Source organism: Dapis brunnea BLCC-M229 (assembly GCF_050015995.1).
In the GTDB taxonomy this organism is placed as follows: Bacteria; Cyanobacteriota; Cyanobacteriia; order Cyanobacteriales; family Microcoleaceae; genus Trichodesmium.
Genome location: NZ_JBNHEP010000107.1, coordinates 153,851 through 178,189 on the forward strand (window position 1 = coordinate 153,851; position 24,339 = coordinate 178,189).

At 37.6% G+C, this 24,339-nt stretch carries 13 protein-coding genes; 7 read left to right on the forward strand and 6 right to left on the reverse strand.

Annotated elements, in window-relative coordinates:
* Window positions 1-153: 153 nt before the first annotated feature.
* Entirely contained in the window at window positions 154-2,874 is a 2,721-nt protein-coding gene (locus tag ACP6PM_RS13575) for a zinc-dependent metalloprotease (RefSeq protein ID WP_426585408.1), read from the forward strand.
* A 607-nt stretch (window positions 2,875-3,481) separates the two neighbouring features.
* Entirely contained in the window at window positions 3,482-4,615 is a 1,134-nt protein-coding gene (locus ACP6PM_RS13580) for an agmatine deiminase family protein (RefSeq protein WP_426585410.1), read from the forward strand.
* 210 nt (window positions 4,616-4,825) lie between these two features.
* Here the strand turns inward: ACP6PM_RS13580 and ACP6PM_RS13585 are convergent, their stop codons facing one another.
* From ACP6PM_RS13585 to ACP6PM_RS13595, 3 genes are all read right to left on the reverse strand, one after another.
* Window positions 4,826-5,470 carry a hypothetical protein gene (locus ACP6PM_RS13585; RefSeq protein WP_426585411.1) on the reverse strand — a complete coding sequence of 215 codons (645 nt, stop codon included), beginning with the start codon at window positions 5,468-5,470 and terminating at the stop codon, window positions 4,826-4,828.
* A 1,046-nt stretch (window positions 5,471-6,516) separates the two neighbouring features.
* Window positions 6,517-7,758, reverse strand: coding sequence for a polysaccharide deacetylase family protein (locus ACP6PM_RS13590; protein ID WP_426585412.1), 1,242 nt, complete (start codon window positions 7,756-7,758; stop codon window positions 6,517-6,519).
* A gap of 1,253 nt (window positions 7,759-9,011) precedes the next feature.
* A complete protein-coding gene (locus ACP6PM_RS13595) occupies window positions 9,012-10,550 on the reverse strand; it encodes an Ig-like domain-containing protein (RefSeq protein WP_426585414.1) in 1,539 nt (512 codons plus the stop codon).
* An 816-nt stretch (window positions 10,551-11,366) separates the two neighbouring features.
* On the opposite strand from ACP6PM_RS13595, the gene ACP6PM_RS13600 reads away from it, so the two are divergent.
* The 3 genes from ACP6PM_RS13600 to ACP6PM_RS13610 all read left to right on the forward strand — a co-directional run bounded on the left by ACP6PM_RS13600 (window position 11,367) and on the right by ACP6PM_RS13610 (window position 17,689).
* The gene (locus ACP6PM_RS13600; protein WP_426585416.1) at window positions 11,367-14,309 is read left to right on the forward strand and encodes a glycosyltransferase family 39 protein; all 2,943 of its coding nucleotides are present in this window, start codon (window positions 11,367-11,369) and stop codon (window positions 14,307-14,309) included.
* Window positions 14,310-15,105: 796 nt separating this feature from the next.
* Window positions 15,106-15,342 (forward strand): photosystem II protein, Psb35-related, encoded by a 237-nt coding sequence (locus ACP6PM_RS13605; protein ID WP_426585418.1) that lies wholly within the window; start codon window positions 15,106-15,108, stop codon window positions 15,340-15,342.
* A 943-nt stretch (window positions 15,343-16,285) separates the two neighbouring features.
* Window positions 16,286-17,689 carry a pentapeptide repeat-containing protein gene (locus ACP6PM_RS13610; RefSeq protein ID WP_426585420.1) on the forward strand — a complete coding sequence of 468 codons (1,404 nt, stop codon included), beginning with the start codon at window positions 16,286-16,288 and terminating at the stop codon, window positions 17,687-17,689.
* A gap of 238 nt (window positions 17,690-17,927) precedes the next feature.
* Here ACP6PM_RS13610 and ACP6PM_RS13615 read toward each other — a convergent pair whose 3' ends face one another.
* Window positions 17,928-18,650 carry a pentapeptide repeat-containing protein gene (locus ACP6PM_RS13615; RefSeq protein WP_426585422.1) on the reverse strand — a complete coding sequence of 241 codons (723 nt, stop codon included), beginning with the start codon at window positions 18,648-18,650 and terminating at the stop codon, window positions 17,928-17,930.
* Window positions 18,651-18,775: 125 nt separating this feature from the next.
* Between ACP6PM_RS13615 and ACP6PM_RS13620 the strand changes: the two genes are divergently transcribed.
* Window positions 18,776-19,702: a cobalamin-binding protein gene (locus tag ACP6PM_RS13620; RefSeq protein ID WP_426585424.1), complete on the forward strand. Its 927-nt coding sequence runs from the start codon at window positions 18,776-18,778 to the stop codon at window positions 19,700-19,702.
* A gap of 661 nt (window positions 19,703-20,363) precedes the next feature.
* Here the strand turns inward: ACP6PM_RS13620 and ACP6PM_RS13625 are convergent.
* A complete protein-coding gene (locus tag ACP6PM_RS13625; RefSeq protein ID WP_426585426.1) occupies window positions 20,364-20,876 on the reverse strand; it encodes a hypothetical protein in 513 nt (170 codons plus the stop codon).
* Between the two features lie 1,006 nt (window positions 20,877-21,882).
* A complete protein-coding gene (trxB, locus tag ACP6PM_RS13630) occupies window positions 21,883-23,244 on the reverse strand; it encodes a thioredoxin-disulfide reductase (RefSeq protein ID WP_426585428.1) in 1,362 nt (453 codons plus the stop codon).
* Window positions 23,245-23,400: 156 nt separating this feature from the next.
* Between trxB and ACP6PM_RS13635 the strand changes: the two genes are divergently transcribed.
* The gene (locus ACP6PM_RS13635) at window positions 23,401-24,204 is read left to right on the forward strand and encodes a pantothenate kinase (RefSeq protein ID WP_426585430.1); all 804 of its coding nucleotides are present in this window, start codon (window positions 23,401-23,403) and stop codon (window positions 24,202-24,204) included.
* Window positions 24,205-24,339 lie beyond the last annotated feature (135 nt).

The window sequence follows — 24,339 nt, forward strand, 5'->3', positions numbered from 1 at the left end:
ATGAAGTCCTGAATTAATTATATTATGTGGATTTTTAATCAAAATAAAACTCATAAACAGACAAAACAACTAAACAAAATAATTTTGCTAAAAATTAGTAAGGCGATCAGCATATTACTGCTGTTTTGTCTATCATTGATACTGGTTATATCAATGGTTCCTACGACCAGAGCTTCAATAACAAATATTTCAGCAGAAGCACAATTAATTAGTAATGCAGAAGCAAGAGATGATGCTTATGAAGAATTAGTTGATGGGTATGAAAAACTAGAAGGAATATTTACCCTTTATCGAGACCAAGAAACAGGTCAAACATTAATGGAAATTCAACCTGAACAACTGAATAAAAATTTCCTTTCTGTGATTACTTTAGAATCAGGTATTGGTGAAGCGGGTTTAATTAGTGGCATACCAATGAGAGATTTTGTATTCCAGTTAAGGAAACAGCAAGATAATATTCAATTTGTTCTGCCAAATCTCAATTTTAGAACTAACGAATTAGACCCACAAGCTCGTTCGATTAAACGTTCTTTTAGTGATTCAGTTTTATATTCTCTACCCATCAAAGCAATTCATTCTCAAACACAAACATTACTCATAGATTTAGAAAATTTATTGATAGGGGATTTTAACTTACCATCATTAGAAGAATACTTACCTTATGATTACTCAATAGATGAGACAAAATCTTATATTAGTGATGCTAAAGCATTTCCTTTAAATATAGAATTAGAGTCAGTATATGGTATCCTAAATGAAAAATACCCAGAATATTTAGAATCTGTACCAGATAGTCGTGCTTTTAACCTGAGAGTCCGTTACAGTTTTTCTGAATTACCAATAAATAATGGTTATATTCCTCGACTTGCAGATGAAAGAGTAGGTTATTTTATTAGTGCATATAAAGATGTTTCAGACAATAATCGTCGGGAACCTTTTGTTCGTTATATTCAGAGATGGCATCTGGAAAAACAAATTCCTAGCGCACCTTTATCACCACCCTTAGAACCAATAACTTTTTGGATAGAAAATACAGTCCCAGTCCAATATCGTGATGCAATTCGAGAAGGAATATTAATGTGGAATAAGGCTTTTGAAAAAGCTGGATTTATTGATGCTATTCAAGTCAAACAAATGCCCGATAATGCTACTTGGGATCCAGCAGATGTTCGTTACAATACGATTCGTTGGTCAACTACTTTTGAATCTTGGTTTAAAGGCATAGGTCCTTCCCGTTTCAATCCATTAACAGGGCAAATTTTAGATGCAGATATTATTTTAGATGCAGGAATTATTAGAGATATTAAATATGGTCAAATCGGGAGTCTAATTTTACAAAATCAATCTTTGGCTAAGGCTTTTAAAACTAAGGATGGAAAAAGTTATAATCCTTGTGTTTTAGATATGTATTCTCCTAATTTAGATGATTTAGAAATTGAGGCAGAAGCAAATATTTCCAACAAAAATAACAATATAGAATCTATAATTCCTAAATCTTTACAAGCACAATATTTATCTTCTCATAAGTCATCAGAACACCTTTGTTTTGCTTGGAACTCATCTCAACAGTTAGCAGTGGGAGCAATAGCAATGGATGTTTTGCAAAATGTCAGACCCTACAGTACAGAAATGGAAAAATATGTCAATCAGTTCCTCAAACATCTCACTGCTCACGAAGTCGGACATACTCTCGGTCTCAGACATAATTTTCATGGTAGCACGATGTTGGAACCAGAACAGTTGAATGATACTAGCATTACTCACACAAAAGGGTTGGTAGCATCTGTAATGGATTATGTACCAGTCAACCTCGCACCAGAGGAAACAACACAAGGAGACTACTTTCCGGTTGTAGTCGGTCCTTATGATGACTGGGCGATTGAATATGGTTACAAACCTAGTGGAATAGCTAGTTATATTGGTGAAAAAGCATTTTTACAAGACATTGCAAGTCGAGCAGTGCAACCAGAATTATCTTATGCACCAGATGAAGATTCCTATGACATCTTAGATCCAGCAGCAAACAGTTATGACCTCAGTAGCAATACTTTAATTTATGCTCAATGGCAATTAGATAATGCTCGGAAGATTTGGAGAAGTTTAGAAAAGCGCGTTCCCAGAAGTGATGAAAGTTATAGCGATATTAGAGTCATGTTCGATACAGTTTTATCTTATTATTTCCGACAAATAATAGATAGTGCTTTGTATGTAGGGGGTCAGTCGTTTAATCGAGAGAGTATCAAAAATGCTAATGGGAGATTGCCTTTTGAAACAATTTCTATAGAGAAACAGCGTCAAGCATTAAAAATACTAGATAAATATATTTTTAATGAGGATGCGTTTGAGTTCTCACCCGATTTGCTGAATAAGTTGGCACCCTCACGTTGGCAACATTGGGGAAGCCCAGTTTTGGTTTTTCCTTTAGATTATCCGATTCAAGATCGGATTTTATTGCTGCAACGAATAGTTTTACGATCGCTCCTTTCTGATACTCGTTTGACTCGTCTACGAGATTTGGAGTTGAAGACCACGCCAGAGAATGTTTTGAAATTGCCAGAACTTTTTGATACTCTGCAAAATAGTATTTGGAGTGAAGTTTTACAACAAACTGGGGGAGAAGTTCAAATTTCTAGTATGCGTCGTTCCCTACAACGGGAACATCTGAAGCTATTAATTTCAATGGTATTGCGTAATCGTACTGTGCCTGAAGATGCTCGGAGTTTAGCGTGGTATGAACTGCGACAACTTGATAAAGATTTGCAGAAGGCGATTAAAAAACGGGGTAAGAAGATGGATGACTATACTAGGGCGCATTTAGAAGAAACACGCGATCGAATTGTGAAAACTTTGAATGCACAATTGGAGTCTAATTAGAAAGTTAAAAGTAATATTTTAGAGGTTTTTAACCTCAACTGAGACCTCCAAAACCTTAACCGAGAGGTATGATATCAAGTCCAGTAGTATCGGTGTAATTAGATAATAGAGTTTGGGAATGGTGGGGAGTGTGGGGGGATGGGTAAATATAGAAAGATTTGGGGCGTTGCTGAATAAAAGTATGATTTTACAGTCCTCAGGAGTCAGGAGCTAGAAAGGTGCTTTTTCCCTACCTTAAAGAGGGAAAATAGGTCTGATTTACACATTATAAATTTAGGAATTTCATACCGTGTTTCAGCAACGCCAGATTTGGCATTATGTGAAGATGGAACATTTTTTTATACCGAATTAACCGGATTTGATATGAAAGCTCAACTTCCCCAAAATATATCAAATGGATTCTCTAAAATTAACGCGGGCAAGATGCCCGCACTATAGAGGTTTGAATGTTACAGCGCTTTTCAGATGGATGAACCACATTGTCATAACCAAAACCCTGTAGGGGCTTGCTGGCCATTCGCCCCTACTGTGGTCTACTGAAATGAAAACCGCTGTAATCTCTGGACTTGGAATCTACTGTAAATCATGTCAATCTAAAACCTACTCTATGAATAGACGTTCCTTTCTGCAATTAATGGCAACAACATCAGGTTTTATTTTCTCAGGAAAAAGTTTTGCCAACCTTTCAACAGCTAATGCTCAATTATCAAATAACATCTCATCTTCTATGCAATCTAATTCTTCCTTTTTTATGCCCGATGAAGCCGAACCTCATTTATGTAGTTGGATGGCCTTTAGTGCTAGTCCAGATATTTGGGGAAGGAAATACGCTTCTGGAGTACAAGATAATCTCGCCAGAATTGCTAAAGCTATTGTCAAATATGAACCTGTTAAAATGTTAGTGCGAGAAAAAGACTATAAGGTAGCTCTAGCTAAATGTGGTACTGATGTAGAATTGATTGTTTGCCCAATAGATGACCTATGGATGCGGGATACAGGTTGCGTTTTTGTTGTCAATGATGCTGGTGAGAAAGCAGCTATTGATTTTAATTTTAATGGTTGGGGAAACAAGCAATATCACGATCGCGATGCTAAAGTAGCTCGGTTTGTGGCCAAACAGTCTGGAGTACAATTGTTCGAGACAGACCTTATATTTGAGGGTGGTGGTATTGAAGTCGATGGTCAGGGGACGGCGATCGTGACTGAAAGTTGTATTATTAATGATAATCGTAATCCTGGTTGGAGTAAAGCTGACTGTGAAGCAGAATTGAAGTATTTATTGGGGTTGCGGAAAATTATTTGGTTGCCTGGTATCAGAGGTTATGATATTACGGATGGTCATACAGATTTTTATGCCCGTTTTGCTCGTCCTGGTGTTGTTATTGCTGGATACGATCCAGATCCTGATTCTTTTGACCATGCTGTTACGAAAAAACATCTAGAAATTCTGCGATCGACAACGGATGCGGATGGGAATAAATTAGAAGTTGTTGTACTTGAGGGTCCGAAAAAGATACGACCAGGATACGAAACTGATGACTTTGCAGCAGGATATATTAACTTTTACGTTATTAATGGCGCGGTTATTGCTCCACAATTTGGCGATCGCCAGGCAGATCGACGTGCAAAGGAAACTTTAGGGCGACTTTTTCCCGGTCGAGATATTGTACAAATTAATATTGATGAAATTGCTGCTGGAGGAGGTGGAATACATTGCACGACTCAGCAGGAACCAAAGTAATTTCAGTTATCAGTTAGCCTCCTATCGGAGGAACTACGTTAACAGTTATCAGTTATCAGTACCTGTGGCTAAACCATTGGGATTGAAATACGGAAATTGATTTTAAGTCCTGAGTAATATCATGTCCAGATCATAAGTGATCAAAAAGTTTTTGTTTGTAGTATTGTTCTAGCCCTATCTACAGTTCGGTCTAGAGCAATACTACAAGCTTTAATTGTCACTATATGAGGTTAGGCTCATGTTATTATGTCCAAGATATTCCTGAAACGGATGAGACAAAATAGCCAAAAGTTTTTCAGTATCTCTAATATAGTATTCACGCAGATCGATACAGAGGAGATTACCTTCTAAGAGAAGAAACTGCCAGATAGTTCCTGTTGTTACGGCTCCATAAATCGGTAAATTGATATTTTCTCTCAAGTTAAATCTTTGAGCAGCAATCATTTCAGCCATACACTGGGCTAAACCTCCTTTAATATTTTCATTCTTGGCTTCAACTAATGTCAGCACTGGTCGGCATATTTCATAAATTTCTCTTGAAGCTGTTAAAATAAAGTCACAATAACCGTTTAATCCTAACTCCGAATCGATATTGAATTCCGAACCAGAAAAAAAACCCACCTCATTTTTATACATCTGCCGAATTTCTAATAGGGTAGGCGCAATTAAAAGTTCAGAACGGGCTTTTTCTGTATTGATAGCATTTGCGAGAGGAATATTTCGTTCTAAGATTTGTTGCAGAAATTCGCTGACTTCTACAGGAGGAATGTCAGCAAATAAATTTTTTGACTCATCTACTCTCAGCTCAAAGCGATCGCGCACCTCAGCTATGGTTTTAAATTCACTATAAGACATGGCTTTCGGCTCCTTGTTTTATTATATCATGTTCGGTAGCATCGGTATTGTATAGAAGGTAAGGAAGAAGAAAGAAGTTTTAAGAAAAGGAAGAACTCCAAGAAGCTGTTTGAGAAGTATTGCATAGAACCGATGAATCCTAAAAACCTAACCCCCTGCCCCCTCCTATCCCCCCTGCCCCCCTTTGAAAGCTATGCTTTATAAACATCTTTCTTAACATAAAAATTGACTTTTAGAGACAAGTTGTGAATCAGTCTTTAAAAGGTTTTTGTCAGAGAAAAAGTGTATTCAAAAGTACATTCTTTTCGATAACTTAACTGGACTTTAGGAAAAAACAGGTTAAAAATAAGGTAAAACCTTTATACAGTAATGTTTTTACCTGAAATCAAAGGGTTTCTTGATATATCTAGGTTTCAGCCATTTTCAGCAAGTTCAGGTATTTCCCTTGCTAATACTGGGTTTGAAGCCATTTTCAGTGTAAAAAATCTAAAAGTCCAGTTAAGTAGTTTTTCCGATCTACTATGATTCTTTCTCCTTTCTCCCCTGCTCCCTGCTCCCCTACTCCCCTACTTCCCACAAGGTTTTCAGGAGTTCCTTATAAGGGATAGTTTTGAAAGGGGGGTAAGCAATGTGGGTTTCAAAGCCTCTCTCCTCGCAGGAGAGAGGTTTGGAGAGAGGTTTTTATGAGTTTACAAACAGCTTCTAACATAAGGTATGATGTTTCTCCAGCTTTTACACCAACGATACCAATGGACATAATATTAATTATTAAAATCTGGCTTTTTGTTTGGTTCTGAAGGGTTTATATCAAATCTAAGAAACCGGGTTTGTGGGAAGTAGATATTATACAGTGGGGCATTTACAGCGCTTTTCAGATTGATGACCTCACGTCAATAACCAAAACTCTGTAGGGGTGAATGGCCATTCGCCCCTACTTCATTCATACCTTAAAACTTTTTCCTCTTCCTTCCTGACTCCTGACTCCTCCCTCATTATTTATAACTATTCAACCAGACATAATATAACACAGGCATCTTGTCTATTCCCTAATCATTTTTATCCTCAGAACTTTTAGGAAAATTACCCTGTTGATAGGTATTAATTTGCTCCTCACTCAACAAGTCCATAAAATCTGCCAACTCGCTATAAGTTACGCACCGAACTTCGGGCAAACCGCAGACAGACTCAGCTAACCTAAACATAGCATTCCAGTATGCACCATTATTCCAAGCTGAAAAATGATGCCCGATATGTATGGGAGCGCGGTTGCCATTATAGTTTTTCTGAAAATACCTCATGTAAGTTTTATAAGTATCTTCCTCATAACGTTTAGCATTGCGAGGATTTGGTTTTGCCCGAGAATGCAGGTAATAGAAATTGTAATCCATTGATAACACGTTCTTGCCTCTGGAGTTAGTCAAACTAGCTAGGGGAAAATTCCAAATACCGTTTTCCTGACGTGGCCAATAGTTAGAAGAAGCGACTTTGCTTGTGTCGTAGCGGAAATTATCCTTTGCGAGAACCTTATACAAACCTGGACTTCTGGCTAATAAGGGAGCACGAAAACCTTCTATAGCATCGCGATCGAATACGAGTGAGCCTGGCAAACCGTTAATTTTATGAGCTTCAAACAGAAACTTATCAAAATATTCAAACTCTTCACCCCAGTCTTGCTCGCTCCATTTACTACCATTGAAATGACCGACTGCATGAGAAGCGATCTCGTGACCTTCCTGGTAAACGAGATTAACCTGTTCGAGTCGCAGACCAATATCTTCAGCTTTTCCTCCCCAACCAATATCCGAACGACCTTTACCTTTGCCACCGGGAGCGTTGTAGAGTTTCCGTTTGTCTTTGCTGACAAAATATACACCACTGACAAAATAAGTGAAGCGAACGTTAACGCCTTTTTTTTCCATTTCCTTGGCAAAATTACGCGACCTTTTCCAAGCATCTAGGGAACGGGAACCGTCAAATGCTAACATGACAAACTGGGGCGGTGTTTTGTTTGTTATCTCTATATCTTGCATCAGTTTGTAGAGAAAACGAGCATTCCAAAGGTTTAACTGACAGCTATTTCCTCCATTAGCTTTGATACAAGCAGAAATTAATTCTTGAGTAAAAGGACCCATGACTTGGTTATTTTCAACACAATAACCGATAATTTTATTGAGGCTAGCTCCCTCCGGACATCTTCCGTTTCCGTAAGCTTGGAGAAATAATTTTTCTGACCATTGGTTACTATTGCAACTGCCTCCACCTCCCCATTGTCGACATTTTTTAATCATTGTTTTGGTGAATGGTCCAAGAACGTATTCGCCGTTAGTATAGAAGTATCCACCTTTGTCGTTAACGGGCTTTTTTTCAAATTTTAATGTCTCTAATTTAGAAATTGTATTGTTGGTGGGTGTAGGATTGTCCGAAATATTTGATGTGTTGCTACAGGCAGATATTAAAATTAAAATACTATAGATAAAAAGGCTATAGTATAATTTTAGTTTTCTTAGCACTTTGATATTTTTCACTCCTCTCAGTAAAATCTGGAAATAAGTTATATTTTTAGGACTTACTTAAACACAAGACAGGAAAAACCAAAGAGTATTTGAAATTGCTTGTCTATGAGTCCCAAAAGAATAGAATAGCTTATAGGTGCGTAAATCCTAATCTTGCTATTTAAAATACATCAAGTGCTATCTCTTTGCCAATCCTACTCATTTGTAATCAAACCTTTGAAGACCTATACCAAATGGAGGAAGCAGTTTTTGAGCGATGTATTAACTTACTAAAACAGCCATTACTGATTGAAGGTCTCACTTGTTTTCACTGGTGGCCTACTGATAATTTGACAAGAGTTTGAAGAGTGGCGTTCGCGGTAGCGTTGCGTAGCAATATCGCTCGGATTTTACACAAACGATGCTACCGGACATGATATAATATCAAATCCGGTTGAATACTTAATTATATAGTTGGGGAAGATGGGGGGATAGGGAGATGGGGAGATGGAGACCCACCCCTAACCTCTCCCAGGAGGGGAATTTGGGCAATGTAGGGAGATTGAAGGCTTGAAGTAATTTAAGAAATTATAAACATATATCATATAATCGGATTCTATGTGCAATTAACCGGATTTGATATAATTGATAATTTATGAAAAATAAAATCTATTATCGTGAGAAATCATTAATTCTTTCCCTCTACTCCCTACTCCCTACTCCCTCTTTTCCGGAGAGGTCTAATGTTTACAATTGATTGGGGTTTTTAGAGGTGGTTCGACTTCTTCCTTCTTCCTTATATAGCACTACGCAAATAGGGCGCGGACATTTCTAAATCCTGAAACCTTTTGATAGTCAACTGTTCCCAGTTAAGTGTTCCCTATTCCCGATTCAAGTAGCGCTATATAAACAAAAAAAAGCGGTTCAATATTTGAACCGCAACCACAGAATCAAACCTTAATTTTGAAAAAGAGGGGTATCTTTAGAACGCTGGAGCGATCGTACTTCACTCAAGAAGCATAAGCATGCGATCGCACCCTGCACTCCGGTTAGATGAGCGGTAACGCTCCGTTGATGTTGTTGGTCGCTGTCAACATGAGTTGATCGTCTATGGTTGAGGGATTACCATCCAAATCTAAGGTGCCTGTTGCAACGATCGAGTTACTTGTGCCCAGAGAGGGGTCGAGATTATCTACCACGAATGGACCAAAGGAATAGCCCAAAGGACCAGAAATTAAGTCATCTTCGTCGATACCAGGCTGAACTGTACCGTTTACCGAAACCTCGAAGTCAATCACCTCACCCACAACAGGATTGTTGAGTAAGACTCCTGTGAGTTCATCAGGTTCTATGACCTGTTGGGCTCCTCCCGTATTATCTATTTCCTGGAGGGCGCTACCTGAGGCAATATTACTACCAGCAGTCACACCAATCGAATTCCGCTGAACACTCAAATTATCTAGGGCAGCTAACTCACTGGTGTAGTTAGTAGCGTTGGCGTTGTTATCACCTACATTTGTACCAGTACCAGATTCACCATCACCATCACCACCAATATTCGGTACACCATCTGATATGAAATACATCAGGTTAGTCGCTGTGTTTTTATCCGCTTCAGCATCAAAGAAATCGATTGCCTTGTCTAGTCCATCATCGAAATTGGTGAATTGGAAAGGCGAACTATCAGGTGTCGTTAAACTTGTGATTGCATTCACAAGATCTGGATTAATAGCAGTCGAGTCATTGGGATCTACAAGATCATAGTTACTACCGTTATCTGTAACCAAAGTTCCCTGTGTTCCAAAGGTGATCAACCCAATATCAACAGTGTCATTATCCAACCCAGGTGCGTCTACAATAGATTGAAGCAAATTAAGGGTTGATTGAATCTCATAATCGAGAACACTGTTAGACAGACCATCATTGTTCACATCACCAACATTACCATTATCCACTGTATTAAACAGTACTGTGCTTGATGAAACGTCGATAACAATACCGATGTTGAATGGAGGCTGGAACTCTGGTGTAGAAAGAAAGCCCTCTACAAAGGTTGTGCTGTTGGCAGTTTGCTCTTCAGTCGTCAAATCCAGCTTCACCGTTTGCGACCCAAGCGTGTCCTGATCCGAGGTGGTCTGGCGACCTGGATCAACGATGGTAATTTCCACCGTGGCGGTGTCAGTAAGACTACCATCGCTAACAGTGTATTGGAAGGTATCGCTGCCACCTGAGAAGCCGGGAGTCGGCGTATAGGTTAAGTCACCGTTGGCATCCAAACTGATTGAACCATTGTTGGGGTTTGTATTGCTGGTCACCGTTAAGCTGCCATCATCTATGTCGTTAGTGATGACGTTGCCGCTCACAGAGGAGTTGAAGCCGTCACCGTTGTTCTCATTTGCTTCCACGGTGAAACTGTCATTCTGTGCATTGGGTGCAGCATTAACGTTATCAACACTAATAGTTAATGTTGTGCTACTGGTATCCCCATCTACATCCGTAATAGTGTAGTTGAACACCTCTGTCAGACCACCTTCAGGAACATCACCTTGAGCAGGTGGTGTATAGCTGTAGGTTCCATCTGGATTCAAGGTAAATGAAAAAACTTCTTAATATTAACCCCCAACAACTAAGATTTAAAAACCTTTTTACAAGGGTTTGAAGTTTGTTATGCTAACCGGCTAATAATATCACATAGATACCGAGATTTGACTCTACACTAACAAATATTTTTTGTCTAGTATTTATGCATACATAAACTTCAAAAATATAAACAGGACTTACTCAACGACACTAATTGTATTGGTTATATCTAGAATAATGACCAAATAGTTACCATATATAGCGGTACTGTTTCAACAATTATTAATTATGAAAATTTTTTCTTGTTTCTCCTTTAAAGGAGAGGCTTTAAACCTTAATTATTCGGTAAGTCCTAATAAATAAAAAATCAGGTGGTGGTGCATAGTAATGGTAAAGGAAGCACTAGGAGTGTAGGGAGATTGGGAGATGGGGAGTGTCGGAGAAATTAAAAAATATATATCCTCACCATTACTATGCAGGACTACCAAAAGTCAAAGATTATCCAATTGGCCACAATCCGATGCATCAACTGAGTAGGACGAAAATAGTTTTCCACCCCATTGTCGTGGTTAATGTCTTTGTTGCAGAAAAGATGACTATAAGCTAAAAATAACAGGGTATGGCACAAAAAATCTGCACAGGTTAGAGATGAGTAAGTCCAAGTCCAAGTCTAAGCCTCAGTACAAGGTCAAAAATTGGTCTTCAGATGATACCTCCTTGAAGAATAAAGGAAGTCTGACATTTTGGGTAACTCCAGAGGTGATAGAGCAATTACTGAACCAAAAGAAAACAGGACTTTGATAGATCGTATCGAGAATTTTTAGATGATTGCCCAAGAAAAAAAACAACCCAAAGTTAATCATATCCTTACCTTAACTATTTTATGGTTATTGGGGGCGGTGAGCGATCGCCTCTGGTTTGCTTTTGATAATTCTGTTCCTGCTTGGGATCAAGCGGACTATCTTACGGGTTCTCTTACTTATTGGCGTGCGTTACAAAATGTACAATTGTTTTCTGGGGAATGGTGGCAGAATTTTTGGCAGCTTTCGCCGAAGGTGCCGCCGTTAACTTATATTCTTACTGTTCCGTTTCAAAATATTTTTGGTAGGGGTGCTGATGAAGCAACTTTAGTACATCTATTATTTAGTGCTATTTTACTGACTTCAGTTTACAGTTTAGGTGGCAAATTATTTAATCAAAAAGTTGCGTTTTGGGCAGCAGTATTATCAATATTATTTCCGGGATTATATAGATATCGTTTACAATTTTTACTCGACTATCCCCTCACGGCAATGGTAACTTTAAGTTTCTCTTGTTTGACATTTTGGTATTGGAATAGGGAACAGGGAATAGGGAGTAGGGAAGAGGGAATAGGGAATAGGGAACATAAAACGGGAAAAATTGATAAAGAAAAGTTGAATTTTAATTCTGAAACAACCTCTATTTTCGATAAATTATTGTCAAAAATCTCTACTCTAGCAAATACAGCGTATTTCATATTAGTGAGGTACACCAGTCGCGGGCAAGATGCCCGCACTACAAAAACTTTACGATTTATATTTGTACCTCATCTACCTGCAATCTGGTGTAATTTACTTATATCTTTAACTCTAAAGAATTGGCTTTGGGCGACTGCTTTTGGTTTGACTTTCGGTCTGGCAATTTTAATTAAACAAACTACAATATTTTTTCTCTTTACACCCTTGCTTTGGATAGGGGTAAATATTTTCAAAAAACGGCAGTGGTACAAACTAATTCAACTGATTTATTCTCTCTGCTTATCCGTCGCAATTTTTTACCCTTGGGCGAGAACAAATTGGCTGTTAATGTTAACTGCTGGTAAACGAGCAACAGTAGATTCTGCTATTGCTGAAGGAGACCCCAATCTCTTAAGTTTAGATGCTTGGATTTATTATGGAAAATTACTCCCTTACCATATTTCTTTACCTCTACTAATTATTCCGATTGGTGGATTAATTATTTACTTAATCGGGCTCAACAAAAAACAAGAAAATTTTTCAACTCAGCTCCATTCTTTTCAATTACTAGCTGTATTTTTAATAGGCGGATACCTAATTTGCTCTCTCAATATCAACAAAGATTTTCGTTACACTTTGCCATTATTGCCAGTTTTATCAATTTTATTAGCCTTTGGTTTAATGCAATTTCCTAGAAAAGTAGGAAAACAAATTCGCTACTTTACTGTTGGTTTAGCAATTATTCTAATGTTATTAAATCTCTGGCCGATAGCTGGAATTTTCCCTAGAAGAATTACTGCTTGGTTAAGTCCTGGTGCTACTTATTATGCTCATTTAGGCAAAGAATGGCCTCATCAAAAAGTAATTACCGAAATTATCAAAACTGACCCCTATTTACGGTCAACTTTAGGGGTTTTACCTTCCACTCCAGAAATTAATCAACATAACCTAAATTATTACGGCGCTCTACAAAATTTACAGGTCTATGGTCGGCAAGTAGGAACTAATTTAAAACAAGTAGAACAAGATGCGCGATCGCTTTCTTGGTTTGTCACAAAAACTAATGAACAAGGTTCTGTCAAAAGAATTAAAAAAGCTCAAGCTGCTATTGTTAATATCATCGAACAACACCCGAATTTTCAATTACAAAAAAGTTGGAAGTTGCCAGATAATAGCAACTTAAATCTCTATCATAATCAGTTTTTACCTGTAGAGGTTCATCCCCTGACTAAACCACAGGAAAAAGTTAAACTAGACTATATAATTTTATCGCCAAAAATCAGACCAGGAACTCCCATACCGATCACCTATAAATGGTCTGGTTCCTGGCAAGAATTACAGTCAGGTTTAGTCTTATTAACTTATCGCCGAGAAAATATAGCAATTCCCACAGTTACGAAGTACATTGAGAATCCCCCTAAATCCCCCTTAGAAAGGGGGACTTTGAACCCTCCCCCTTTACAAAGGGGAACTTTGAACCCTCCCCCCTTACAAAGGGGGGCAAGGGGGGGATATAAAACTGACAATAATGTCTCAGAAAAACCTGTTACCAAATTCATTCACGATCGCGCTATAGGAATGGGAAGTTTGCACTCTGGAATGTTTCAAGCAAATAAGTCTGAGGTCGGGTTTGAAGTTATTGAACGAATAGGAATGCTACCCCCAGCTAATATCGTACCGGGAACTTATCTATTAGAGGCGACCTATCTTAACCGAGAAACTGGGGAAACTTATCCTATTCCTGTAGAACCACCCGTGCGTGTAGAAGTTGACCCGCAAGCGCAAATATTACCAGCACCAGAATTAGATTTAGTGACCCAGTTGCGGATGTGGGGTCAAAAGTTACCCCAGGGAATAAAGGGGTTGGAAACTGTATTTCAGGAAGTGGCGCGAGTTAACCAATACGATCCAGTTCAAGATTATACTGAACAAGCAGAACAAACTTTAACCTATCGTTTGCAACAGGAACCAGATAATTTAGAATTGCTCTATAGTTTAGCTTTGGCACAAGTTTTACAAAAAGATGCAGAGGGAGCGATCGCTACTTTAACTAGGGTAACTGAGTTAGATTCCCAGAACCCCTTTTCTTATGCTTATTTGGCTTTTGTCTATTTATACAATCTTAATCCTGGGGCGGCAAAAATAGCTTTAAAGTCTGCTTTGGAAATTGACCCTCATCAACCAGAAATTAGGTCATTAAATGGTATTGCTGCTTTAATGCAAGGAAATTTAGTTCAAGCGTGGCAAGAGTTCAGAAGTCATAATTCAGAAGTCAAAAGTCATAAGTAATTTTATAAGTCAATAGTAGGGACGGGTTCCACGTTAAGTTAATGCTGTTACAAATTACTCAGATGAACCCGCCCCCACTCCCATAATCTAATGCACCATTTTATATCTGTCAGTGTCAGTCCAGTACGGTGTGTATTTATAGCGCTACTTGAATCGGGAATAGGGAACACTTAACTGGGAACAGTTGACTATCAAAATGTTTCAGGATTTAGAAATGTCCGCGCCCTATTTGCGTAGTGCTATACTACTAAAATTTAGACTCTGAAAAGGATTTAATATCATGTCCGGATAAGAGCGTGATAGAACTCCGTTCCGCTTCACGACCAAAAAACTTTCTCTTCCTTATAGCTTAAAATTCCCTCCTCTTCCATCCTGACTCCTGTAGGGGCGAATGGCCATTCGCCCCTACGACTCCTGACTTCTCCATTTTTATTTATAACTATTCAACTGGACATGATATAACAATCCGTCGTAACGCACCATTGTGGACTGTTTCATCTTAAATGTTGCATTAGAAAATGGGGAGATGGGGAGATGGGGGGATGGGGTGATTACTAAAAAAGCGCTCTGCACAGTTTTAGCTGAAACAGTCCAATTGCATAAATGTCAGTCTACTACTCACTTCAAGGTCTAACCCTTTTATTTATCATAATTTGAAATTTATGTCCATTCCGAACAAGTGTGGATTTCTATAACTTTTTATTCAGTTTGCCCTAATACATTAACTTGACACTTCAGGCAATAAATTGTTACATTTGTTTACAGTAAAGTTAAAAAATGTAAAGGAAAAAAAATTATGGTTATCTTAATCTCACTATTCGTAATCGCTTGGGTAGCTGCTGCAGTAATCGGAAGTCAAGCTTACTTCTTGGGCGAGCAAACAAAGCCTATCCACGAGCGTAACTGGAATTCTGAGTCTTTTGAAAATTTATCTGAATCTTTGACTGGCAATAGATTAGACTACAACAACCGAGTTCCGTCGTATAGTATGGATGCCTATGCTAGTCAGCGTGTTAATGGTTCAAATGCTTAGGTAATAGTCAAAGATAGTATCCCGTCATTGGGACAGAAATGTAGTAGAAGGAAGCAATCTTATTAGTTCCAAGCTACTACAAGAAAATCAACCTCTTATGAGAAGTCACAGTCGAATTTTTTTCTTCCTCTTGTTTCTGAAAGCTTGAATTATTTGATTTCCTCCCTAGCAGATATATTCTGTTGGGGCGATTTTTTTTGCTTCAATTTGGCTAAGTTCAATAATTAATAACCTACATTCCGCACGACAAAATGTAGCATGAAAAACGGAGACAGGAGACAGGAGACAGGAGACAGGAGGCAATCAAAGTGGTCAATAGGAGTAAGTAATTGAGTATTTATGCTTAATATTTTCCTGAGAATCTGACTCCTGAGAAAGGTCAATGAATAGGATTTATAGAGTATAAATACGAACCCGCGCTACCATTTTTTATACTACTTTTAATATTACAACTTGACGTGCGGAATATGGGTTAATAATGAATAATTAATAATGAATAATTAATTATTACCCCTCCTTGAAAACGGATAGGATTGACTAATCATGAAAATTTTTATTTATTATCCCCTATCCAAGGGGAGGCTAATTACCAAAATTTTTCGGTAATATGAATAACGGTAGTAGTATGGCACAGCAATAAATTGACGTGCGATCGCGTACTGTCAAACTAATTAACATGGATTAAATTACCCTATCTAAAAAAATAATAATGAGAAAATTCTGAGAAAACTATTAAAAAATTCTCAGAAAACTCTTACCTTTCTCTCATGCAGATTAAATGAATCCGTAATTATACTTAATTTGTATTAACTCCGGTATATAAAAACCTTTTATTTAAAAAGCTTGATGCTCTAATATCTAGAAATTCGGCATTTTTTAAAAGATAGTATATTAAACCGGATTTAGTATCAAATTAATATTTTAATAATTGGAGCTTTCTACAATGGCAGTTGAAAATTTTAATGAACAGGATTTAGATGGAAATGTTTTTGATGGTCAGAATCTAAATGGTTCTACCTTTTTTAAAGCTACTTTGAACGACGTCTCATTTGTTGGCACAAAGCTCAGAGAAACTGACTTTCGGGAATCTAATTGGCTGAATGTTGATGCCTCTGGTGCTATATTTGCGCCTAATAGCAGCTTTGGTATATCCGATCTATCTCTGGCAACCTTAGAAAATGTTAATTTCAGTGGAGCTAACCTCAGAGAAGCCAATCTGTTTAAGGTCAACACCAATGGCATTAACTTTTCTAACGCTAACCTAACTGATGCTATTCTCACAGAAGCTACCCTGAGTGGCGAGCAGTCTGAGCGTCCCAACTTTCACGGAGCAAATTTGACCCGCGCTGACCTTTCCCTAACAGACTTGAAAGCTGCTGACTTGAACGGAGCTAGACTGGTAGATGCTAACTTAAATGGCGCTAGCTTGGAAGCAGTCATTCTACAAGATGTGAATGCGAAAGGAGCGGATTTCAGAAATACCAACTTCACAGATATTTTTGTATTTGATGTTAATTTTAACCTTGCTAACCTCGAAAATGTTTCTGTGAGTGATGTCAATTCATCTCTTCCTGAAGGTGTAGTAATTCCTACAGGCACAACTGTAGATCAGTTTGGTCTCCCCACAGATTTTAACCTCAGATTTCGCGGTGCAGACTTGAGTAACTTCATTGCAGATGATGCTAATTTTGCTGGTGCAAATTTTCGTTCATTTGTTGATGCTAATGGTGTTGAAACTACTACACAATTAGATGGTGCTAGTTTTAGCGGTGCTAATCTCAGTGGATCTAATTTTAGAGATGTATTCGCCGAGAATATCTTCCTTGAAGAAGCTAATTTAAGTGGTGCTGACTTAAGAGGTGCTGATTTGAGTGGCGCTCAACTCAAAGGAGCAAACCTGACCGGAGCAGACCTCACTGGAGCAGAATTAGATGGTGCAGACTTAACAGGAGCTATCTTAGATGGAGCGCAATTTGATAATGCAATCCTAACAGGAGCAAACCTTAAGGAATCCAGTGGAGATATGCTGACTGATTTTCAAGGAGCAGACCTGAGTGGAGCTAGTCTGGAGGTAGCAAGCTTTATTGGTACTAACTTTACAGGTGCTGATTTCTTTACAGCAGGTACACCTATTGCCAATCTAGATAAAGCAGACCTCTCAAATACGATATTGACTGGTGTTGATGCACAAAACATTTCATTTATAGATGGTATAGCAATTGGAGCAACTGTAACTAATGCCGACTTTAGTAACTCTCAATTGATTAAGTCTGACTTCACTAATGCTGTAGATTTAAACACAGCTATCTTTGCGGGAGCTGATACTACAGACGCGATTGGTATTTAGTGTGCAAAGCGGGGGTTGCTAAACCAAGGGATAAATCTTTGCATAAAAGGTAAATCCCTTCTTTTACTTCCTCTTTCTCTAAAACTACAATTCATCCCCCAAATATCCAACGCTGCAAAGCGTTTAGGGTAGCGGAGGCATAGTGACAGTTATCCTATTTAATGGAATGCACCCTGTATTCAAAAAGAGGGCAAAATATATTTGGAACTCAAGTAAATCTATGAAACGGGATAACTTTTTAACTTTTACAAAGTGTTTGGTAGTCAATACCATCAGGTAGAATTGCATCAACTAACTTAGCACTACTCAAATCAACCAGACTCAAATTAGCATGAGAAAGATTAGCACTACTCAAATCAGCACCATTAAAATTGGCCTTGGTCAGGTCAGCAGCAGAGAGATTAGAACTATTGAGATCAACCTGACTCAAATTAGCGTGAGAAAGATTAGCACTACTCAAATCAGTAACAATTAAATACGAACCAGTTAAGTCAGCATAACTCAAATCGGCACCAACCAGATTAGCGCCAATCAAACTTATATACTTCATACTCGCCTGCATCAGACAAGTATAACTTAGACTAGCACTAAAAAGAAAAGCCCGATTTAGATTAGCTTGGGAAAGATTAGCACCAAAAAGAAAAGCCCGATTTGCATCAATTTGCGAGAGATTAGCACCACTTAAGTTAGCATTACTCAGGTTAGCTTCACACAGTTTAGCTCCTTTTAAGTTAGCTTCACTTAAATTCGCCCCCACCAAATTTGCCCCACTCAAGTTAGCATTACTCAGATTCACACCAGAGAGATTGGTATTCATCAGGTCAGCATCACTAAAATCGGAATTACTAAAGTCAGCACCACTGAGATTAATACCTTTAAGGCCAACTTCTTGCTGTTTTGTAGCAATAAAATTTCTGTTACCATTAGTATAATCTTGTAGCAATTGCTTGGTATTATTCATTATGGGTATCTACGCTATATTTTTTGCTCTAGTTACTATTTTCCCAAAATACTAATACTAATAGATACTCATAACTCTTAATTTTTTATTAAGAAAAGACTACGCCATGTACTCAGGAGAAGATAATGAATAATTACCCACTAAAGATTGTTTCTCTAATTCCCAGTGCTACAGAAATTATTGCAGCATTAGGACTAACGAAAGCTATTGTTGGTAGAAGTCACGAATGTGACTATCCTCCAGAAATTCAAAATTTACCTGTTTGTACTCAACCTAAATTTAATCCTGATGGTAGTAGTCGGGAAATTCATGACCGCGCTACGGAGTTATTACAGTCTGCTTTAAGTGTCTACCGTGTAGAACTAGAAACATTAGAAAAATTACAACCTACTCATATTATTACTCAAGCTCAATGTGATGTTTGTGCTGTTAGTTTGGCGGATGTACAAATAGCAGTCAAAAGTTTAACAAAAAGTCATCCTCAAGTTATCTCTTTAGAACCTAATTTATTGACAGAAGTTTGGGCAGATATAGCAAGAGTGGCAAGTAGTTTAGGAGTGGATAGGAATGAGGTAATTTCTCAGTTGAAAAAAAGAGTTGTAGCTTGTGAGGAAAAAACGCAAAATTTACCTGTTAATAATATTCCCAAAGTTGCTTGTATTGAGTGGAGTAATCCACTAATGGCAGCCGGAAATTGGATACCAGAATTAGTTAAACTTGCTGGTGGAAACTCATTATTTGGAGAGATAGGAAAGCATTCTCCCTGGTTAAAATGGGAGGAGTTATTAACTGCTAATCCAGATGTAATAATTTTTATGCCCTGTGGTTTTGATTTGGAACGTACTCGCCAAGATACTCTGGAGTTAATTAAAAGCTCAGAATGGCAAGATTTACCTGTAGTTAAGTCGGGAAAAGTTTATATTACTGATGGAAATTCTTATTTCAATCGTCCAGGACCAAGGTTAGTAGATTCTTTGGAAATTTTAGCAGAAATTTTACATCCTGAATTATTTAATTTTGGTTATCAAGGAATAGGTTGGGTGCAGTTATAGCGCTACGCGCAAGTCAGAATTCAGAAGTCAGAAGTTAGAAGTAATCCCTGTACTGAGTTTGAGTATTTTTAAATGTTATAACCTATTTGTGTAGTGCTATATATTAAAAATAAATAAGGAAGAATAAATAAACCCTCTCAATATAGAAATTACCATACTGGTGAGGTGAAAAATTATAATTTCTAGGCAAGAGTGAATAGGAAAAAAAAGATAAGTATGCCTCAAATTTACTAAGAAACCCTATATGTAGCGCTATATGCAAGTCAGAATTCAGAAGTAACTCCTGAGTGAGTTTGAGCATTTATAAAATCAAAATAATATTATGTCCGTTGGTATAGTCCCATTTCATTAATGGATAATGGATAATGGATAATTACCTCTTCCTAAAACGGATTTGATTGACGCGGTAGGGAAAATTTTTTCTTATTTATCCTTTAAAGGAGAGGCTTTTTACTTTAATTATTCGGTAAAAGTTAGCGTGAATATCTACAGGAAGTTTAAGTTTTTTATTCAACATTTCTGGAAAACTCCTACAATTCATTAATTTAATAATTCTGAATTATAAATTAATAAAAAGAAGTTTTGTAGTCTACCTTTGTGAAAACCGCTATAAGTCTTCTTGCTTCTTGCTTCTTCCTTTTTCCTTTGACTTGGTTAATTTTTAATCCCACCAATAAGAAATAACAACAGCATCTCGTTGGTAGGGTTTATTTTCGCTCATTAATGTTTCTGTTAATCGAGCTTTAAGACACCGTTGAAGTCGGAAAGCATATTCTTCATTTATGCCATCAATAATATCTACAGCATCAGCACGCCATTTTTTCCCCAAGTCTAAAAGTGACGATACTATTGTTGCTTGATTTTCAGTAAGGAGATAAAGTGTATCAGCAGGATAAGATACAAAGTGAATTATACTTTCAGGTGGCATAGGACGATAGTTAGCCATTGCTAAAAGTGTATCAATTAAACCACTAAAACTCAAGCCATTTTCATCGGGAGCAAAAATCGGTTTTGTGAATAAAAAACTTGCCCATAAAGTAGAATTTTTTATCAAATCTCTAATTACCTCTTCTCCATCAAATTGATTAAACTGACGTTGCCAAACAAGTGCAGCAAAAAGTTCTTGTGGGGAATAAGATTTCGCAATGGATTGGATTTTTTCGATTTCTAGCATAAATTTTGAAGAATAAAGAATTTTTAAAGAAAGTAAGGAAAAAGACTATAAATTAAGTTGCATTGGTAGGATTATAAAAACTAACATTATAATACCAATTCACTTTAAAGATGTCACAAATAGTTTCAAACTTTAAATGTCAAATAATTGCCTCAAACCTTTCTCTTATCAAAGTTTTTAGCCTATCCAATCTAAATTCTGAATTCTGAATTCAGAATTCTGTGAAATGGTATAACATTAGAGTACAGCAATTTCCAATTTCATCAATTGTAGCAATTATTATTTTCAGATAGTATTATTACAATTCCTATAACCTCTGTTTGTTTAGGGAATATAAAAGTAGTCTTATGACTGTACCTCAGCATCCTCAAAAGTGCTGTAAATAATACTGTTTTAGGAACTTATGAACATAAATTGACTCTATATCAATAAAATAGGGAATAGGGAGAAATAATTGATTTGATTTGGGATTTTTGGAGAGGTCTAATACCAAATTGATAAATGTTTGCTACAAATAGTTAGGCTATTTCTTAGAAGTCAGGTAGGGGAGTCGTCGGATTGGCGAGGGAAAGGAGACAGGAGTCAGAATGAATAGGTTTGATATCATTTTTATGTTGTAATTTCTCTTTTTCGTCAAATAGACATCTGGTGAAAAAGATATATATTTTTTGTGGCTAGTAGGGAACAGGGAACAGGGAACAGGGAACAGGGTATATATTTTCACGAAAAAAATACGAAAAATGATTTCGGAAAGTGAATTTTACAACTCTAGATTGTCTTAAATAAAGAGCAAGTTTATTTTCTGGAGAGGTCTAATAGATATTTCCGATCAAGTCTTTTAATACTGCTGATTAAATGCTATTCAAACTGTTGTAGAAGTGCTTCCTTCAACAGGGGATAAACACCTAATTTTATCCTTTGTTCCTCCTCTTCCCTCCTTCCGAATTATTTATAACTGTTCAACCGGACATAATATTAGTGAAAACTCCAAAACTACAACATTTTCCTAAATATTACTTTGAATCACTTTTCTATACTCACTCTTACGCTTCACACCTTTTAACTGTTCTACCAAACCCTTATCCTTAAAAAACTGAATCGTCGGTGTAGACATCACCCCCGCATTCTGAGTAATCTCGGGATCTTCCTCAATATCAATCTCCACATAATGAATTTTTTCCTCAAACTCCTGTATCACCTTCTCCAAAATAGGTTTCAAAGTATGACATGGAGCACAGGTAGGAGCAGAATACTTTACAACAATTAGGCGATCGCTCTGATGGTAAAGGCGACGCAAAGCATAACCCCCCAGATGGTGAGTAGCATTCGGGTCAAAACTCTCAACAGTATCAGCAACCAATCCATTTTCATATTCTTCCGGCGACTTCTCTACATTCTTTTCTGGAGCCAACTCTTGTGCCAAACCTTTTGACGACAACCATTTCTCTGCCAACATCGCCCCCATACAACCACTACCAGCAGCAGTTATAGCTTGACGAAACTCATAGTCTTGCACATCACCCACAGCATAAACACCAGGAACGCTAGTTTTGACTATCTCTTGAGTCACCACATAACCGACCTCATCCAATTCCAACTGCCCTTGAAAAATTTGAGTATTCGGAGTATGACCAATTGCATAAAACAAACCTCCAACTGGTAAATTCTTATGTTCACCAGTCTGACTATTTCTCACCTCCACTCCTTCCAAGCGACTCTTACCATAAACATCTACCACCTCAGTTTGCCAATGAACAGTAATTTTCTCATTTTCCAACACTCTGTCCTGCATCGTCTGGCTTGCCCGCATCTGATTCCGGCGTACCAACAAATGAACATGAGAACCATACTTAGTTAAATATATAGACTCTTCTGCTGCCGTATCCCCACCCCCAATAACTGCCAGTTCTACTCCTTGAAAACCTGGACTAGCTCCATCGCAGACAGCACAGGCGGAAATACCACTATTCCAAAATTTTTCTTCACTAGGGAGGTTGAGTCTTTTGGCAGTCGCCCCAGTAGCAATGATTATGCTGTAAGTTTTGATTTCGCGTTCCTCTGACTTAACAGTAAATGGGTGCTGAGTTAGGTTTACAGAAGTAACATCTTCTGTATATAGTTCTGCTCCCCATCGAACTGCTTGATTTTTCATCCGTACCATTAGTTGAGGTCTAGTAATCCCTTCAGGAAAACCAGGGAAATTCTCTACTTCGGTAGTTGTCATTAGTTGACCGCCTGGTATACCTCCCATTTGGTAGCCTTCAAACACAACTGGTTTGAGGTTGGCACGTCCGGCATAAATGGCGGCGGTATAGCCTGCTGGTCCAGAACCTATAACTACTAAGTTTTCTACTTTTTGCTTAGTCATAGTTAATTCAAAATTTGACTTTCGTGAAACGGTATAAGTATCTCCCATTATGCAACTTGAGAAGCTGTTTTGCTACACAAACAGTGAAACTTTCGACACTCTATACTATCGTAGAAAAATCAGATCGTCGCGACGATCAATTAACTAAATTTTTCTATGTCTGAAAATCAAGAATGGCTAGGTTTAATGATTGGAAATTCCCGGTTACATTTTGGTTATTTTGCGGGTGCAATACTTCAGAAGACTTGGGATAGTGAATATCTTCAACAAAAGGAAATTAAATCTCATATAAATCAGGAAAAGGCAATAGAAAAAAGCCTCAAAAGTATCTTAAAAACTAAGAATATAAACTTCAATCATGGGATGCCTTTGTTAATAGCATCAGTAGTTCCCGAACAAACAGCACTTTGGCAAACTTATACCAGGTTTGATATGATTACTCTAGATAAGTTATCACTGCAAGGACTTTATCCTACTCTGGGAATAGATAGAGCTTTGGCAGTTTTGGGTGCAGGCACAAACTTGGGTTGGCCTATATTAGTCATAGATTCTGGTACAGCAATGACCTTTACTGGTGGTGACGTCCAAAAAAAAATAGTGGGAGGAGCTATTTTACCAGGGCTAAGGTTGCAGTTATCATCTTTAGCAAGAGGAACAGCTATGTTACCATTAATTGAGATACCTTTAGAGTTACCTCCAAGGTGGTCAAAACAAACAGCAACAGCAATTCAAAGTGGGATAATTTATACCATATTAGCAGGTATGAAAAATTATGTTGTATCTTGGCTAGAAGAATTTCCTAATAGTCAAATAGTATTGACTGGAGGCGATCGCTCCATACTATTGAGTCATTTCACAACTCTATTTCCTGAGCTAGGTGCAACTTTTATAAATGCACCTGATGTGATTTTTTGGGGAATGGCAAGAGTGTGGCAGCAAATATTCAACCCAACTAAATGAAAAATTCCTGCCATAACTTAGTATGATTAACTACTCTAGCCATCCTATTTATAAATATTCTCTGAAAACTATAGTGCCAGATTCATTAATGGATAATGGATAATTGATAATTACCTCGGGTTTTAACCGAGAGGA